Below are 16,394 nucleotides of genomic sequence, written 5' to 3' on the forward strand. Positions count from 1 at the left end.
ATTGACAGACATGGCAGCCCTTTCCGATCCGAACGCAGCTTGCAGTGCTAGACGCGATCCCCGAAATTCGCGGATCGCGGCCAGATCACTTCTTTTCCTGGAGTGTATGCGTCAAACGGGGAACCGCGTCGAACAAATCCGCAACCAGGCCAAGATCGGCGATCTGGAATATCGGCGCGTCTTCGTCCTTGTCGATTGCTATGATCGTTCCCGAATCCTTCATTCCTGCAAGATGCTGGATGGCGCCCGATATCCCGATGGCGATATAGACGTCCGGAGCGACTATTTTGCCGGTTTGACCGATCTGATAGTCATTGGGCACATAGCCCGCATCGACCGCTGCGCGGCTGGCGCCGACCGCTGCGCCAAGCGTATCGGCCAGCGGGAAGATCGTCGCCTGGAAGGTGTCCGCATCCTTCAGGGCGCGACCGCCGGCGACAATGACCTTGGCCGACGTGAGCTCTGGACGTTCGCTCAAGGCGATTTCGGCGGCTACGAAGCTCGAGAGGCCGGCATCGCCGCTGCCGACGACGGCCTCGATCGGGGCCGAGCCGCCTTCCGGCGCCGCCTTGGTAAAGGCGGTGCCGCGCACGGTAATCACCAGCTTGGCGTCGGAGCTTTCGACGGTCGCTATGGCGTTGCCCGCATAGGTCGGACGGGTGAAGGTTTTGGGGCCGTCGACCGAGAGGATGTCGGAGATTTGCATGACGTCGAGCAGCGCGGCGACGCGCGGCGCGATATTCTTGCCGTTGGAGGTGGCCGGCGCCACAAAGGCGTCGTGATGGCTCATAAGGCCCACGATCAGCGGCGCGACATTTTCTGCGAGCGCGTTGGCATAGGCGACGTCATCGGCAACATAGACCTTTGCTATGCCGACGATTTGCGACGCGGCGTGGCCGGCGGCAGCACAGCCCGATCCGGCGACGAGCAGATGGACTTCACCGATCTGCGACGCGGCGGTGACGGCGGCCAGGGTGGCGTCCTTGATGGCGGCGTTGTCGTGTTCTACCCAAACGAGAATTTTCGACATCAGGCTACTCCGAGTTCCTTGAGCTTGGCGACGAGGGTGTCGACGTCGGGCACCTTGATGCCCGCCTGGCGTACCGGCGGCTCGGAAACCTTGACGGTCTTGAGGCGGGGCGCGGTATCGACGCCGTAGTCAGTGGGCGATTTGGTGGCCAGCGGCTTGGACTTCGCCTTCATGATATTGGGCAGCGAGGCATAGCGCGGCTCGTTGAGGCGCAGATCGGTGGTGACGACGGCAGGCAGTGCGAGGCGAACGCTTTCGAAACCGCCATCGACCTCGCGCGTGACCAGCAGATGTTCGTCCTCACAGGCGACCTCACTGGCGAAGGTACCCTGCGGACGCCCCATCAAGGCCGCGAGCATCTGGCCGGTCTGGTTGCAGTCGTCGTCGATTGCCTGTTTGCCGAGGATGACGAGGCCGGGCTGTTCCTCGTCAGCAATGCCCTTGAGGATCTTTGCAACGGCCAATGGCTCGACCGCATCGTCGGTTTGAACCAGGATCGCTCGGTCCGCTCCCATGGCCAATGCCGTGCGCAGCGTTTCCTGCGCCTTGGCCGGGCCGACGGAGACCGCCACGACCTCGCTCGCTACGCCCTTTTCCTTCAGGCGGATCGCTTCTTCGACCGCGATTTCGTCAAAGGGGTTCATACTCATCTTGACATTGGCCAGGTCAACGCCCGTGCCATCGGCCTTGATCCGCGGCTTTACATTATAGTCGATCACCCGCTTCACGGGCACGAGGATTTTCATCGAAGTCTCCAATATGTTGCGGCTTACACGTCCCGGATTATGTTGAACCGGGTTCAGTCGGCCTATTCAGTCTGCGTGCACGCCAAACTGCATGCCGGCCTTTCGCCCATCGCGGGTGGCCTGAGCGATCTGTCCGGGGCCAAGGCAATCGCCGACGCGCTCCACCGACGGTATTTCCCCGGCGTCGCGTTTTTTGACCAGTTCGTGATAAAGATTGTCGTCGGAAACCTGGCCCGTAACCAACACCACCGCATCAGCAGACCGGGCCTCTTCGGCACCGGTGAGCAGGCGGCTGGTTGTGACTTTACCCTCGGAAATGCTGACGATCGCAGTGCCGACGACAATTTCGATGCCGATTTCGTTCATCGAATTGATGACGTGAACAAGTTCCAGCGTGTTCAAGGTCCAAGGCGCGGGATCGCTCGCAGTCGTCACATAAGTAACCTTGCAGCCGGCCAAGGCTAGGCGTTCGGCGACGACCGTGGCCATGTAGAAATAATCTTCGTCATATACGACGACTTTGCCGGTTGGCATGTTGCCGTTCAATATATCTTCGGGATTGAAAACATGGGGCAGATCGCATCCCGGTATCGGCTCGTCGTGATTGCGGCCAACTCCGTCGCTGCGCCACGTTGCCCCTGACGCTACAATGACGTGGTCAGCCTCGAATCCGGCGACGTCCTCTGCCGTCAGCCTGCTGTCGAGATACATGTTCGCATTCGCCATCGTCTGAAGCTGCCCGACGCGATAGTCGACCACGCGCCCCCAGGCGCTCAGCCGTGGCATCTTGCGCTCGCGCACAAGGCGTCCGCCCCATTCGGATCCTGCATCGGCAATCGACACCTGATAACCGCGCTTGGCAAGCGTGTGGGCAGCCTCCAGACCGGCCGGACCCCCACCCACAACCAGAATGTTCTTGTCGGGATCGTCCGCGGGGGGCACATTTTCGGGATGCCAGCCCATCAGATGCTCTTCGCCTGCTGAAGGGTTTTGCGTGCAGCGGATCCGCACGGACGTCATGACCTCTGCGGTGCAAGCGTTGCACCCGATACATTCGCGAATATCGTCGTGGCGCCCCTCATCGATCTTGTTCGGCAAGAATGGGTCGGCAATCGAGGGGCGGGCGGCGCCGATCAGATCCAGAACGCCGCGCTTGATCTGGCTTACCATGGCATCGGGGGACGTAAAGCGGCCAACACCGACCACCGGCTTGTTCGTCACCTTCTTGACGAAGTCTATAAACGGTTCCTGCTGGCCTTCTTCAAAGAAGCGGCTGCTGCCACTGTCCCACGGCCAATCGCTGACGTTGACATCCCAAAGATCGGGAACATCGGCTAGCGCTTCGATGACCCGGCGGCCGTCTTCCTGCGCGGTGATGTTCGATACTCTTCGCCGATCCTCCACGGCGAAACGAACCGCAACCGCACAGCTGTCTCCGACCGCATCCTTCACGTCGCACAGCGTTTCGCGGAGCAGGCGCAGACGATTCTCGAACACGCCGCCATATTCGTCCGTTCGCTTATTCGTTCGGGTGTCGAGAAAATCCTGCAACAACGACAGATTATGCGCGCAATAGACATAGACGATGTCGAATCCCGCTGTCTTTGCGCGGACGGCGGCATCGCGATACCAGCGCCGGAAATCAGCGATATCCTGCTTGTCGATCGTTCTAGCGGAAATCGGATTGTTGAAATAATGCGGGAACTTGGCCGTTGGAGACAGCGGATGCTCGCGATAATAGGCTGCCGGTCCCGACGCGCCGGCATGAGCCAGCTCGACCCCGGCCAGCGCACCATGTTCCTTCACCGCCGCAACGATGCGCGCGATTGGCGCGATATGCTTGTCATTATACAGGCACGGGTCCGGAAGGGGGGCGTGATCCGACGTTTCGTGGATCATCGTCTCTTCGATGCAGATGACTCCCCAGCCGCCTTCGGCCCGCGTTTTTCGATAGGCGACCATCTCGTCCATCGACGACATCCCCATGCTGATCGCATGTGGGACGACGTAAAACCGGTTCTTGGTCCTGACCGGTCCGATCTGTACCGGCTCAAAGAGGATATCGTAGCGTGGATCTCGCATAAGTCGCTCCATCGGCGCGTTGGTCAGTCAGGGATCGCCCGGATGCCGGTTTCCGGCGTTCCGACAACCAACCCCGCCCTGAACGGGATCGGCGAAATAAAAATAGCCCGGCTCCGGCATGTTTCCCGTCGAGCAGTTGGGCAGGTTCAGGCGACCTGCCGAACTGCGATTTCGTTCGCCTTGCAAAAAGCGTCCTTCAGTATGATTTTTCCGTCGCGGACATGGAGTATATCCAGACCGTCGATCGAAGATTGTGTTTCGTCAGGCGCAGTTATGAGCAGAGTCCAGGTCACCAGTCCCATCGATTGATCTTCGTCGATCATCGTCGCCGTGACCTCATAGTGCGATTTGCTATCCGATACTGCAAATCCGGGCGCGAGTGCCTCGCCAACGGCGGCGCGTCCCTTATGTTCGATGCCGTTGGGGTCGATATAGACGGCAGTATCGGAAATGAATTCCAACATCGCCTCATAATCCCCGACGTTGAATGTTCCCATGAACGAGCTGACGATTTCTGATAGGCTTTTCATGCTCAAAAAATTCCTGTCGGTGCGCTACCATAAGAGGAGCTGAAGATTCTCTTCGGAATCTACGGATCGGGATAACGCCCCCCCCCGATCGCGCAACTATTGGCACAGGGGAGCTTCGTTGCGCGAAGGGGGAGGCGTTATTTCGCTGGAATGCTCGCGAGATATGCGATCATTGCCTTGCGATCGGTTTCCTTCGCGAGCCCGCCGAAGGCCATCGAGGTACCAGGGTAAGCCGACATGGGGTCCTTCAAGAATGCGTCGAGCTTTTCGGGCGTCCAAGTGCCGTCGGCATTTGCAAGCGCCTGCGAATAGGGAAAGCCCGCCGCGCCGCCGATCTTGCGGCCAACTACCGCAATGAGTTGCGGTCCTGCCGGTGATGGCGTCGCAGGGTCAACCGAATGGCAGACGGCGCAGTTGCTGAACAATTTCTTGCCCGCCTCGACCTGGCCCGCATCGGTGGCCAGCGCAGCATAGCTGTCGGTCGAGGCGGCCGGGGTAGGGGCGGGTGTCCCGACGCCGGATTCCGCGCCGCTGCCGTCGCTTTGTTCGGATGGCTTCGAGCAGGCAGCCGTCCCGACCAGGACGAGGCCGGCCAAGAACGCCAGTCGATATTTGCCGATATGAGCATTATCCATTTGTCGCATCCTCTTTTGCAAGCTTTTCGGTCACTTCCCGGCAGGCACGAATTCCGCTTTCCACCGCGCCGTCTATGTACTCGTGCCAGCCGTCGGCAGTAGCGGAGCCGGCGAAGAACAGGCGGCCTTCGGGTTTTGCCATGTCTTTGAATTTTTTGAACCATCCGACCTTGTAGGCTGGCCATGCTTGTTTCGAGAACGGATCCTTGACCCAATTATATGGTGCGATGTCGGTGATTTCCGCATCGGGATGGATCTTTCGCAGTTCCGCACCGACAGCGTCCAGATCGTTCATGTCAATCAGCGATTGCCGGCCCAGCGTCGCCTTCAGAATCGTGCCGTCGTCACCGAATTCCTCGGTCTGGATTGCGTTTAACGGGTTTGGATCATCGCAAAAGGCAAAGGTGTTACCGAGGTTCTTTTTTACTTTCATGTACATCGTGGCGCCATCGGCACTATCGCCATGGGCGATGAATTCCCGCTTGGCGGGCGACAGTCCTGGCTTGAAGTTGATGTCTGGATAGACAGAGGTAGGCAGAGTGAAGACAGCAGCTCTTGCCTCGAATGTTTGTCCGTCGGCAGTCCTGAGGGTGACGCCCCTGTCGCTCTGTTCTACTTCTTTGACCACAGTGCCGAGCCGCACATCGGCCTTGCTGTCGTCAAGGATTGCCTTGGCCAATGCCGCAGTTCCGCCATTGGCGATATGCCAGTGCTTTTCCGAGTCAGTGAAGGTGAAAGGATCCCACGCTGCGAGAGCGAAAAGTTTGACGAAACTCGCATAGCTGAATGTTGATAGCGGACCACCGGCATAGAGTACGAGTTCTGCGCTCAATGCCGCTTTCGCCAGCGGATCGAGGCCGAGCGATGCAAGGTGCCGAGCCGCCGAGATGTCATCGATCTTCAGCACTTCGGGGTTGGCGAAGGGCTTGTATGGTTGTGGAAACAATGTGCGCGAGTTGGCGCAGAATCTGTTGAACGCGTCGTTGTAAAGCGTGTCGAACTTCGCGGGCGGCACATTGTGGACGGCTCCATCCGACGTCATGATATAGGATGCGTCGAGATCGTAGAGAGGCACTTCTTCGAAGTCGAAGCCGTAGCGCTGCATTTCCGTGAAGACATGCGGCTGTACCCAGTGGACGGACGATCCTCCCAATTCCACCGGCCGGCCGAGAAACTCGCTGGTGAACGTGCGCCCGCCGATGCGCGGGCGCGCTTCCAGCACGACCACGCGCCAGCCCTTGGCGGCAAGGTCGCGCGCGGCCGTGATGCCGGCATAACCCGCGCCGATGACGGCGACATCATAGGGGCCGCCTTCGCCGCCGCCGTCGCGTGCCTCGCGTCCGGGATTTTCCTTTGCACAGCTCGCCAGCGCAACTGCGCCGGCTGCCGCAGCGCCGAGCCTCATCAGCGAACGTCTGTCGACAGGCTGGTTCGCCATGGCGTTCTTCTTATCTGTGGTCACGACATTTCCCTCTTCCCTTATCCGATAGCCAATTTCGTCAGGCCGCCGCGTTGATTACTTGAAGGCGCGTGAATTCACGGACGCCTTCAATACCGCCTTCGGTTCCGACACCGGACTGCTTCGCGCCCGAAAAGGGAATGTCGGGTTGAATGGCGACGTGCTGATTGATCCACACCGTTCCGGCTTCAAGATCGCGGGCGAGCGTGCGTGCCCGATCGACATCACGCGACCAGATGGAAGCTCCGAGGCCGTAAGGGCCGGTGTTGGCCCGCGAGATCGCCTCCCTCTCATCCGAAAAGCGAAGCACCGGCACGACGGGGCCAAATTGTTCATCGGCGACCAACCTGGCCTCGTCGGCTAGATCGGCGATTACCGTCGGCTCTATGAAAAAGCCGGGCCGATTGGCGATATGACCGCCCGTCAAAACCCTGCCTTGGGCCGCCGCTTCTTCGATAATCTCGCGAACCTTGTTGAACTGCATATTGTTCTGGATGGGACCGATGGTGACCCCGTCCTCGTCCCCCGCGCCGAGCTTTAATGCTCTGGCCGCCGCGACCAGCCGCTCACAAAAGGCATCGTAAATCTCGTCGGCGACATAAAGACGCTTGGGCGCTGCACAAATCTGACCCGCGTTGAGGAAGGCGGTGGCGGCGAGGCCCTGGGCCGCGCGCTCCACATCGGCGTCCTTGAGGACGATGGCCGGGTCATTGCCGCCCAATTCCAGCGTCACCCGCTTCAATGTCTCGACTGCGCCCTGCATGACGCGTTTGCCGGTTCCGGTCGATCCGGTGAAGGAAATCTTGGCAATGTCGGGATGGCCGGTAAGACTTGGGCCGAGATCATTTTCGTCGGCAATGACATTGAACACGCCCCGTGGAAAAATCTCGGATGCCAGTCGGCCCAGCTCAAGGCTCGTCAGCGGCGTGGTCGGGGCAGGCTTCAATATCACCGTGTTCCCCGTCAGTAGGGCAGGGGCGAATTTGTTGCTTGCCAAGATCAACGGATAATTCCACGGCGTGATCGCGGCGACGACGCCCAGCGGGCGGCGATCAATCTGGTAGCTGCCATTGACATGGCTTCGCGTTTCGGCAGACAGTTCGACGCTGGCGTAATAGCGCATCCCCTGCACCGTGGCGCCGATTTCGAACCGCGCCTCGGGCAAGGGCTTGCCCTGTTCCTTGACGAGCAAGCGCGCAAAGTCCTCGGCCTCTTCCTCAAGCCGTTGCGCCAAAAACAGGAGGCAATCCCGACGCTCGCTCCAGGATGTTGCTGCCCAAGCGGGAAAGGCGTGGCGCGCCGCCGCCACGGCGGCATTGAGCTGGCCTTCGTCCGCAACCGGGGCCGCCGTGAACGGTTGGCCCGTCGCGGGATTGACGACATCAATCGTCCGCGCGCCTGCCACCAGTTGTCCATCGATGAGCATTTTATAAGCGTTCATGGTTCACTCAATTCATATATCAATTACACGAGATCGCATGCGCGAACCCTAGACTCTTGGGCCGCCTTCTGGGCCGCTTCGGGCCAGACCGAATGACATCATCACCCCTCATGCACGAACTGGCAGATAAGCAATGGCCGTGACCTCGACCTGGATGGCGCGCTCGATGAAGCCGGCGACCCGCACACCAACCACCGATGGACCTTTGCAGCCCAGGTAGAAGGCCTGCCTGTATGGAACCAGCCGCTCGCTGTATTCCTCGGCCGAGCAGCCATAATAAATCGTTTCGCTCACCACGTCGGCGGCCGTGCCGCCGTGGGCCGCGAGTACACGGTTCATCTGCTCGTAGACGACCTTGAACTGCATGGCGGCGTCATCGGGATGGAGGGCGTTGCCTTCGTCGTCCACGGCAAAGAGTCCACCGATGAACAGTAAGTCTCCGGCGCGCACGCCGACGGACATGCAATATCCCTTTTCCATGTCGGGGATCAGGTGGAACGACTGGGGTTTCATGGCAGAGGCCATGGGTACAAGTCCTCTTGTGGTCGGGGGTGAACACGAAGGGGAAGGAAGGACGAGGTCGACAACGCAATAGCGACAAGTAGCACCGCGAGAAGTGCAGGGACTGGGGGCACGGCAAAGACAGCAGGCGGCGTGGCGCGGCTTAGCGCCAGCACACCAATCGCTGGACCGATCGACTGTGCAGCAGCGTTCACGATATATATCATTCTCGTGTATCGTCGTTCGGGGTCGTTCTGGGCGATTAACGACATGTAATATGCGAGGCCCATGCACCAGGCGGAGGCGCAGACTCCAAAGGCCAAGGCGAACAGCACCGTCGTTTGTGCACTATAGATGCCCACCAGCGAACCAAAGAATATCAGGGTTGTCATGCTGATCCACTTGAGATGGCCACCAGCGACGCCGAACATGGTCGGAATCAGGCTGCCGGCAGCCGCGAAGAGGAAACCCAGAGCCAGCGCATTGGTGGCATCGCCCCGGGCAAGCCCGTTCGCGAAGCCAAAGTGCTCGATAAAGACGTATATGACATTGATGCTCACACTGAAAAGGAGAAGCGCGATCAGGGCGGTTTTGCCGACCGTCTGCGGGCAGTGGGGCGCGCGAGGCGTGACTGCCTCCCCGTGAGGATTGACCGGCCCGCTCAGTTGGCGCGGCAGAAAGAGCGCGAGCAGTCCGCCGAAGCCGAGCCACAATGCGCCCGAACCGAGCGCAATAGCATCGCCGTAAGCAATGCGCAGGGCGTCAAGCAGCCAAACCGCCGCCGCGGACAAGAGCATGCCTGCCGCCAGGCCCGCACTATAGGCTCGCAAAGGGACGGTCGCCTGCGCAAGAACGCAGGCTGTCACGGTGGTGCTCAGCATAGCACCAAAACCCGCAAGGAATCGGACCGCGCATAACACGGCATAGCTATCCGCCGTCGCGGTAAACGCGTTGCTCACTGCTGCGATGAGCAAAGCGATGAGAACAAGGCCCTTCCAGCCAAAACGGGGCATCAGGACGAAGCCGACGGCTGCACCCAGCAAGCCGCCGGCCTGATCCACCGTCTGCACGACGCCCGCTGCGCTCAGGCTCACCTGAAAATGGTCCACATACATGCCAACGAAGAAGGGGGCGACGTTGATAAGTATGAGCGAAAAAGAGTAGAGTAGGCCTGCGATTACGAGCGTTTGCTGTGGACTATCGCCAAGTCCGGACATCGTGTTCGCCTTGTCCCCCATCTCGTTCACGCCTGAGTCGGCACAGCAGCACCGACTTCGGCAGCCGCCAACACGTCGGATTCTATCCCGTCGCAGTTTGATCCGGGCCAGGCTTCGACCAGATAGTGGACAGCGAACTGCTTGCAGCTCGGCGGTTGGGCAAATGAATTGTTCGCGCGGCCAGTCTGGGGATAAGTGACGGCCCGTCCACAGCCAATCCCGCCGACGCTGCAGCCGCCACGCCCGGGCCAACGAGATTTGTCCGCATGAGGCCGCGAACCGCTCGTCAGGACGTTTATCGGGCCGGTCGCGGCGTACATTTGTTCTCCCTGGGTCGTGCGCGAGATTGGTTGCGGCTTCAGTGTGGAATCGAATCGACCGCACGCTCCTTGAATTCGTAGCAATTTCGTCACTGTTCGCAACTAATTTATGCGATTGATGATTTTTCTATCGGGAAGATATATGGCGCGACCGGCGAGGCTGTCGCGATCTATAATCTGGATTAACTGTGTGAAATAACACCATTAATATACGATTTTGGGGTGCCCGGAAGTTTGCGGCAACAGGTTTGTTCTCACGGTCTCATGAGGCCGAAAAAAACTAGCATAATTCTGTCAAAAGATAATTTATTGCGTCTTTGTTCGGCTGGACTTCTCTGTGCGGTAAACTTCATTTGCCGCTTTTGCGTTTGCCGCGACGCGAGGGCGGGTCCAAGGGATGAGGATGCACCTTGGCCACGCGAGCAGGTGGCCCTCGGATTGGCGGGCCGCCCTCCCGATTGTCAGGGAAGGCGCATCCTGATTTTGGCAGGTCCTTGGATGCGTACTCCAGAAATGGGCTCCGCTTGGTTGGACGCAAAAGTTGTGCAGCAAATCCGCGCAGATCGTCATCACGCAACGATGGTCGGAGCGGCGCGAGAAGCGCTGACCGGGATCACAATTCAGATCCATGGCTTTGCGGAACAACGGTGTTGCGGTTTTTCAGGAGTTCGCGCAGCTCATCCCAATCTTTCCTCCTATTACGCGTGAGCTCGCCGTCGGAGGCACAAGGTCGGCCGTCTGCTGCTCCATGCGGCAGCCATGCCAAGGGGATGCCGCAGGCCGCCTACCGGTCGAGCGTCGACTTTTAGATTGACAGGCTTAGAAATTCGTCGTTTGTATAATAAACTGAGAATCCGGTTGGTCGTTACGGCCAAGCGGCTCATTTATATGCAGGTCTATGGCAATCGTTGATTCATCGTAACGTCTAGCTCCAATTGAGGGTAATAGCGAAGCCCGTTGTAATCCGACGCTGGGCACGGACGAGGCGATGAATCAGAAGATTCAGGGCTATGCCGTCGGCTCCCTGTTTCCTGTAACAACAGACGCTTTGCGCGGAAAAGGGGAGGGTTGCTCATGCCGGCTGGTCTGGCTCTCGGTTGAAGGCGTCGATACCCGACGGTTTAATCGCTTACCCGATCATGGAGCGCAGAGGCGGGCTGGCTCGGCGGTATTCACCAGTTAGAGAAATTTGTTCAACGCAAGCTTGCATGACTCTTGCTTGGGGCCGTTGTTGAAGGTCAGGGAAGTGATGTTCGCTCTGGGCCGATGTTCGAATGACAATTTAGACAGTTAAGAAGGTGGACTCATGACCGGAACAGCAAAAATAGATTTCTTGTATCTGTCAGAGCAAGACATGATCAAGGCCGGTGTTACCGATATGGCCATGTGTGTGGATACGATGGAGGAAATGTTCGGCCTGTTGTGGCAGGGAGACTATCGTATGTCGGGATCAAACAACGATTCCCACGGGGCGATAATTTTGTTTCCGCAGAACTCGCCTTTTCCAGACATGCCAAAGCCGACCGCGGACCGCCGTTTCATGGCGATGCCCGCCTATCTTGGCGGCCGCTTTCGGACTACCGGTGTCAAATGGTATGGATCTAACGTCGAAAACCGGGAAAAGGGTTTGCCGCGGTCCATCCTTATGTTTGTGCTCAACGACGCCGATACTGCTGCGCCGCTTGCCTTCATGTCCGCAAATCTCCTGTCGGCATACCGGACCGGGGCGATCCCGGGAGTGGGGGCGCGGCATCTTGCGCGAAAGGACTCCAAGGTTTTCGGGCTGGTCGGCCCAGGTGTCATGGGCAAAACAACGCTCATGGCAGTGTCTGCTGTCTGCCCCGAACTTGACACGATCAAGATCAAGGCGCGCGGTAAATCGAGCCTTGATAGCTTTCTCGATTGGCTAAAGGCCGACATGCCTCAGATCAAAAACATAGAAGTGGCTGACTCGATTGAGGCGGTCGTTCGCGGTTCCGATGTGGTCAGTTACTGCAATACAGGCGTAGCAGGTGATCCTTCGACTTATCCTATCGTCAAGCGTGAATGGGTGAAGCCAGGGGCGTTTCTGGCCATGCCATCAACGTGTGAGATTGACGAGGCAATGGAGGCCAAAGACGTCCGAAAGGTTCTCGATAACACCGGTCTGTACGAAGCCTGGTTTGATGAACTGCCCAAGCCGGCCCATAACGCGGTGCCAATGATCGGCGTCAAGTTTATGGATATGATCGCCGAAGGTCGGATGGTGAAAGAAGATCTGGAGGATCTTGGTCGCATCGTCGCCGGCCAGGCCCCCGGCCGACAGAATGACGATGAAATCATCATCTTGTCTGTTGGCGGAATGCCCGTCGAGGACGTTGCCTGGGGCACCGTCGTTTATCGCAACGCAGTCGCGCGCGGCATCGGCCAGTCGCTCAATCTTTGGGACACGCCCGTTCTGCGGTGACGCAATGGACTGAATGCGCCTTTTTGGTTCCCAAGGCCTCTGCTCTGAGTTGGAGATAATATGGTTGAGATTGTAAAGCTCAAAACGGGTTCACGATATGAGGACGTGGCGAGCTACTCGCGGCTGGTATCCGTCGATAACTGGATCTTCGTTTCAAACACCGCCGGGCGCAATCCTCTGACTCAGGAGATTCCCGAGGACGCCAAGGAACAAACCGAGCAGGTCCTGGCGAATATCGAACGGGCGCTGCAGGCGGTCGACGCCGGCTTGGGCGACGTCGTGGCCTCGCGTATCTTCATTCAGGATCCTTCCGACACGCCCGCCGTCATGGCCAAGGTCGGCGACCGTTTCCGCGGTATTGATCCCGCGATGACCCTAAGCTGTCCGCCGCTCAGTTCAAAAGTTTACAAGGTCGAGATTGAAGTCACCGCTTATCGAGGGGCTTCGAATGGCAATGTAAAAGTGAAGAATCTCTAGCATTTGTTCGGTTATCCGTCGCGCTGCTGATATTATCATCTTTCGGTTCACATCAAGGATAGCCTCGTGGCACCATATATCGCGCCTGTTCTAACTTGTGACGACTTCCCGTCTTCGGCTCCTGTAGTCATCATCGGGGGCGGGATTGTCGGCCTGGTCGCCGCACTGACGCTCAGTGAGCGCGGTATTCCGGTTGTCGTGCTCGAGAAGGGAGTGGTCGCCGGTGAGCAATCGTCGCGCAACCAGGGGTGGATCCGCAAGACGAGCCGCGCTCCGGCCGATGTGCCCCTGGCGGTCGCATCCGACCACCTCTGGGCGGGGATGCCGCAGCGATTGGGATTAGATGTCGGCTATCGGGAAGCCGGCATTCTCTTTCTGGCCAGAAGCGAGGCGGAGATGGAGCCTCATGAGGCCTGGATCCGCTCTGTGGAACCTCTCAATCTCGACTCGCGCCTACTGTCCCGGGGTGATATCGATCAATTGGTTCCTGGGGGACGGGCCAAATGGGCGGGTGGCATCTATACCCCATCCGATGGACGCGCTGAGCCGTCGCTCGCGGCGTCAGCCATTGCGAGCGCCGCGATGGCCAAGGGGGCGGTCATCGTCGAGAATTGCGCGGTGCGCTCGGTCGTCCGCTCTGCGGGGCGGGTTACGGGAGTCGTTACCGAACGCGGCGAAATCAGCTGCGACACGGTCCTGTTGGCGGGCGGCTTGTGGTCGCGACGCTTCTTGGGCAACCTCGGCATCGGCTTTCCGACACTGCCGCTTACCGTTTCGGTGTCCCGCACCGCTCCCATGGAAGGGCCCACTGAGATAGCGGTTGGCGGACCGGATTTTTCGTTTCGCAAGCGCGCGGACGGCGGTTTTGTGATTACCCAGCGCAGCGCTGTTAAAGCACCGATCACGCTGGATCATTTGCTCATCGGGCATAAATACTTCTCTTCTCTCCGGTCGCAAGGTCGTTATCTGCGTGTCGCGTTCGGGCGTGACTTCATTGACGACCTTGCCTTGCCTCGTCGCTGGAAATCCGAAGGCGTTTCACCCTTTGAGCGTATGAGGACGAAGGACCCTGCGGTTGACCAGCGCGCAATCGATGAAGCCTTCGTCGCCCTCCGCGCGGCCTGGCCTGTGTTCGAAGACGCCGAAATCGCTGAAGTCTGGGCAGGAACAGTGGATGTTACGCCCGATTCCTTGCCGATAATCGATCATGTTTCGGGCATACCGGGACTAGTCGTCTGCTCCGGATTTTCGGGGCACGGCTTCGGCACCGCGCCGGCGGCGGGCGAGCTTGCGGCGGATATTCTGACGGGTTCGAAACCGATCATCGATCCGAAGCCCTATCGTTTCGCGCGTTTTGAGCCGTAGGGCCGCTGATCTGCGCGAAGTTCGAACCGAAAATAGGGACGTTAGCATGGCACATGATCCACGGTACGACATTCTTTTCGAGCCGGTAAAAATTGGACCTAAGACGACTAAAAATCGCTTCTACCAGGTTCCGCACTGTACTGCGCTAGGGACTTATTCTCCGCACGCGACTGCAAAGTTCCGCGAGATAAAGGCGGAGGGCGGATGGGGGGTCGTGAACACCGAGCTTTGTATGATCCATCCGTCATCGGATTCTTCCCCCAGTGGTGGGGAGCGGCTCTGGTCCGACGATGACAAGCCTGGGCTTCGGCTTATGGTCGAGGCGGTTCAAAAGCACGGCGCCCTTGCAGGGTGCGAATTGACCCATCAGGGAGCCCTCGCCGGAAACCGCATGTCAAGAGAGCGCCCGATGTCGGCCTCACCCCGGCCGGCAATGGATGTACCGGCCATCGTCCGGCAGATGGACAAGCAGGATATTAGCGATGTCAGAAAATGGCACCGCGCGGCTGCTCGGCGCGCACGCGATATCGGATTCGACATCGTATATGTTTACGCAAGCCACATGATGGGCTTGCCCGGCGACTTTATTACGGAGCGTGTCAATCGGCGAACTGATGAATATGGCGGCGTTATCGAGAATCGCGCCCGACTTTTGCGCGAGCTGATCGAGGATACCAAAGACGAAATCGGATCCGACTGTGCCGTTGCCGTCCGTTTTGGTGTGGATGAAGGCATTGGCGATGCGGGCTACACCTGTAGCGGCGACGGTCGGCGGGTCGTTGAGATGCTGGCTGAATTGCCCGATCTGTGGGACGTCAATGTTCAGAACATCAATCTCGATGTGATGACTGCCCGGTTTGCCGACGAAGGGTGGCAGGAGCCTTTCACGGCCTTTGTGAAACAGGTGACAACCAAGCCGGTGGTTGCTGTCGGGCGATACACGTCGCCTGATCGCATGGTGTCGCTCATCAAAAATGGGTTGGTCGATCTGATTGGCGCAGCGCGTCCGTCGATTGCCGACCCCTTTCTGCCAAGGAAAATTGAAGAAGGCCGCATCGACGATATTCGCGAGTGTATAGGCTGCAACACCTGCCTTTCGATGCAATATATGGGCGGCGGAATTCGTTGCACACAAAACCCGACAACCGGCGAAGAGTGGCGGCGTGGCTGGCACCCGGAGCGTGTTCCGGCGAAAATGTCCGATGAACGCATCCTCGTAATTGGGGGCGGCCCGGCAGGACTCGAGGCGTCTCTCACGCTGGGAAGGCGCGGCTATTCTGTTGCGCTTTCTGAACGGAGCAATTTTCTGGGTGGACGCTCCGTGCTTGAATCGACGCTGCCCGGCCTGTCCACCTACCGGCGCGTCGCCGATTATCGAATTGGTCAGCTTCATAAGCTGGCGAATGTCGACATTTACATGGGAAGCGAAATTCAGGCTTCTGATGTGAGCGATTTCGACTTCACAACAATAGTCGTCGCAACAGGATCTACATGGGACCGCGACGGAATCGGCAAAGCAAACAGATTTCCCGTCAACGGTTGGGACCAGTCGCACGTCATCACTCCCGACAAGGTGATAGCGGGACACGCGATTGAAGGACCGGTCGTTATCTATGACGATGAAGGCTATTATCTTGGAGGTGTCATCGCTGAGAAGCTAGCCAAGCAAGGTCTGGACGTTACACTTCTTACACCTGATCCAGAACCTTCCCCGCTGCTTAAATATACATCGGAGCGAGAGACGGTCCACCAGACGCTGCTTAACGTCGGCGTGAAACTGGTTACAGCCAAACATCTGGTAGAGATCGGCGCTGAAGAGGTGGAGGTTCGCTGTAACTATACCGGCCAAGCAACTCGATTGCCCGCTGTGACGGTGGTTATGGTCTGTCTGCGCTCACCGAACGACGGCTTGCTTCACGATTTGCGTACAGTTACTGCGGACACGCCTCCAAAGTTTTCTGTCCACGCGATCGGTGACTGCTTCGCCCCGGGCACGATTGCCGATGCCGTCCACTCAGGTCATCGGGTGGGCCGAGAGATGGATCAAACGCCAATCGGCGATATCAACTACCTGATCGAAAAGCCTTTCGTCCGCGATGCGACCGCTTGGGACCGGCTCGCTAGCGGGCGCTGACCTGACCCATC

Annotated in this window: 13 protein-coding genes; 4 read left to right on the plus strand and 9 right to left on the minus strand. The window is 58.7% G+C overall.

The window, feature by feature from the left end; all coding sequences use genetic code 11:
* Positions 1-85: 85 nt before the first annotated feature.
* The 9 genes from V6U71_RS03420 to V6U71_RS03460 all read right to left on the minus strand — a co-directional run bounded on the left by V6U71_RS03420 (position 86) and on the right by V6U71_RS03460 (position 9,641).
* Positions 86-1,030, minus strand: coding sequence for an electron transfer flavoprotein subunit alpha/FixB family protein (locus V6U71_RS03420; protein ID WP_411340998.1), 945 nt, complete (start codon positions 1,028-1,030; stop codon positions 86-88).
* Positions 1,030-1,776 (minus strand): electron transfer flavoprotein subunit beta/FixA family protein, encoded by a 747-nt coding sequence (locus V6U71_RS03425; RefSeq protein WP_058537135.1) that lies wholly within the window; start codon positions 1,774-1,776, stop codon positions 1,030-1,032. Before V6U71_RS03425 ends, V6U71_RS03420 begins: the two co-directional genes overlap by 1 nt.
* Positions 1,777-1,842: 66 nt before the next feature.
* A complete protein-coding gene (ndpC, locus tag V6U71_RS03430) occupies positions 1,843-3,870 on the minus strand; it encodes a 6-hydroxypseudooxynicotine oxidase (protein ID WP_082639800.1) in 2,028 nt (675 codons plus the stop codon).
* Between the two features lie 134 nt (positions 3,871-4,004).
* Positions 4,005-4,388: a nuclear transport factor 2 family protein gene (locus V6U71_RS03435; RefSeq protein WP_058799892.1), complete on the minus strand. Its 384-nt coding sequence runs from the start codon at positions 4,386-4,388 to the stop codon at positions 4,005-4,007.
* Positions 4,389-4,525: 137 nt separating this feature from the next.
* Positions 4,526-5,023: a c-type cytochrome gene (locus V6U71_RS03440; RefSeq protein ID WP_058537132.1), complete on the minus strand. Its 498-nt coding sequence runs from the start codon at positions 5,021-5,023 to the stop codon at positions 4,526-4,528.
* Entirely contained in the window at positions 5,016-6,461 is a 1,446-nt protein-coding gene (locus V6U71_RS03445) for a flavin monoamine oxidase family protein (RefSeq protein ID WP_058537131.1), read from the minus strand. Before V6U71_RS03445 ends, V6U71_RS03440 begins: the two co-directional genes overlap by 8 nt.
* Before the next feature lie 61 nt (positions 6,462-6,522).
* Positions 6,523-7,923: an aldehyde dehydrogenase family protein gene (locus tag V6U71_RS03450; RefSeq protein ID WP_411340999.1), complete on the minus strand. Its 1,401-nt coding sequence runs from the start codon at positions 7,921-7,923 to the stop codon at positions 6,523-6,525.
* A 108-nt stretch (positions 7,924-8,031) separates the two neighbouring features.
* Positions 8,032-8,436, minus strand: coding sequence for a RidA family protein (locus tag V6U71_RS03455; protein WP_411341000.1), 405 nt, complete (start codon positions 8,434-8,436; stop codon positions 8,032-8,034).
* A complete protein-coding gene (locus V6U71_RS03460) occupies positions 8,433-9,641 on the minus strand; it encodes an MFS transporter (RefSeq protein WP_411341001.1) in 1,209 nt (402 codons plus the stop codon). Before V6U71_RS03460 ends, V6U71_RS03455 begins: the two co-directional genes overlap by 4 nt.
* Positions 9,642-11,267: 1,626 nt before the next feature.
* On the opposite strand from V6U71_RS03460, the gene V6U71_RS03465 reads away from it, so the two are divergent.
* From V6U71_RS03465 to V6U71_RS03480, 4 genes are all read left to right on the plus strand, one after another.
* Positions 11,268-12,407, plus strand: a complete 1,140-nt coding sequence (locus tag V6U71_RS03465) for a tyramine oxidase subunit B (RefSeq protein WP_058537127.1) — start codon at positions 11,268-11,270, stop codon at positions 12,405-12,407.
* Between the two features lie 60 nt (positions 12,408-12,467).
* On the plus strand, positions 12,468-12,884 hold the full coding sequence (locus tag V6U71_RS03470) for a RidA family protein (protein WP_058537126.1): 417 nt from the start codon (positions 12,468-12,470) through the stop codon (positions 12,882-12,884).
* 66 nt (positions 12,885-12,950) lie between these two features.
* Positions 12,951-14,249, plus strand: a complete 1,299-nt coding sequence (locus V6U71_RS03475; RefSeq protein WP_411341002.1) for an NAD(P)/FAD-dependent oxidoreductase — start codon at positions 12,951-12,953, stop codon at positions 14,247-14,249.
* A gap of 46 nt (positions 14,250-14,295) precedes the next feature.
* Positions 14,296-16,383, plus strand: a complete 2,088-nt coding sequence (locus V6U71_RS03480) for an FAD-dependent oxidoreductase (protein ID WP_411341003.1) — start codon at positions 14,296-14,298, stop codon at positions 16,381-16,383.
* The last annotated feature ends 11 nt before the right edge of the window (positions 16,384-16,394 follow it).

It is taken from the genome of Sphingopyxis sp. J-6 (assembly GCF_046603995.1).
Lineage (GTDB): Bacteria > Pseudomonadota > Alphaproteobacteria > Sphingomonadales > Sphingomonadaceae > Sphingopyxis.

Excerpts from the sequence above, each read along its gene's own strand:
- V6U71_RS03420 (WP_411340998.1), bottom strand. The coding sequence starts at position 1,030 with ATGTCGAAAATTCTCGTTTGGGTAGAACACGACAACGCCGCCATCAAG.
- V6U71_RS03425 (WP_058537135.1), bottom strand. The coding sequence starts at position 1,776 with ATGAAAATCCTCGTGCCCGTGAAGCGGGTGATCGACTATAATGTAAAG.
- ndpC (WP_082639800.1), bottom strand. The coding sequence starts at position 3,870 with ATGGAGCGACTTATGCGAGATCCACGCTACGATATCCTCTTTGAGCCG.
- V6U71_RS03435 (WP_058799892.1), bottom strand. The coding sequence starts at position 4,388 with ATGAAAAGCCTATCAGAAATCGTCAGCTCGTTCATGGGAACATTCAAC.
- V6U71_RS03440 (WP_058537132.1), bottom strand. The coding sequence starts at position 5,023 with ATGGATAATGCTCATATCGGCAAATATCGACTGGCGTTCTTGGCCGGC.
- V6U71_RS03445 (WP_058537131.1), bottom strand. The coding sequence starts at position 6,461 with ATGGCGAACCAGCCTGTCGACAGACGTTCGCTGATGAGGCTCGGCGCT.
- V6U71_RS03450 (WP_411340999.1), bottom strand. The coding sequence starts at position 7,923 with ATGAACGCTTATAAAATGCTCATCGATGGACAACTGGTGGCAGGCGCG.
- V6U71_RS03455 (WP_411341000.1), bottom strand. The coding sequence starts at position 8,436 with ATGAAACCCCAGTCGTTCCACCTGATCCCCGACATGGAAAAGGGATAT.
- V6U71_RS03460 (WP_411341001.1), bottom strand. The coding sequence starts at position 9,641 with ATGTCCGGACTTGGCGATAGTCCACAGCAAACGCTCGTAATCGCAGGC.
- V6U71_RS03465 (WP_058537127.1), top strand. The coding sequence starts at position 11,268 with ATGACCGGAACAGCAAAAATAGATTTCTTGTATCTGTCAGAGCAAGAC.
- V6U71_RS03470 (WP_058537126.1), top strand. The coding sequence starts at position 12,468 with ATGGTTGAGATTGTAAAGCTCAAAACGGGTTCACGATATGAGGACGTG.
- V6U71_RS03480 (WP_411341003.1), top strand. The coding sequence starts at position 14,296 with ATGGCACATGATCCACGGTACGACATTCTTTTCGAGCCGGTAAAAATT.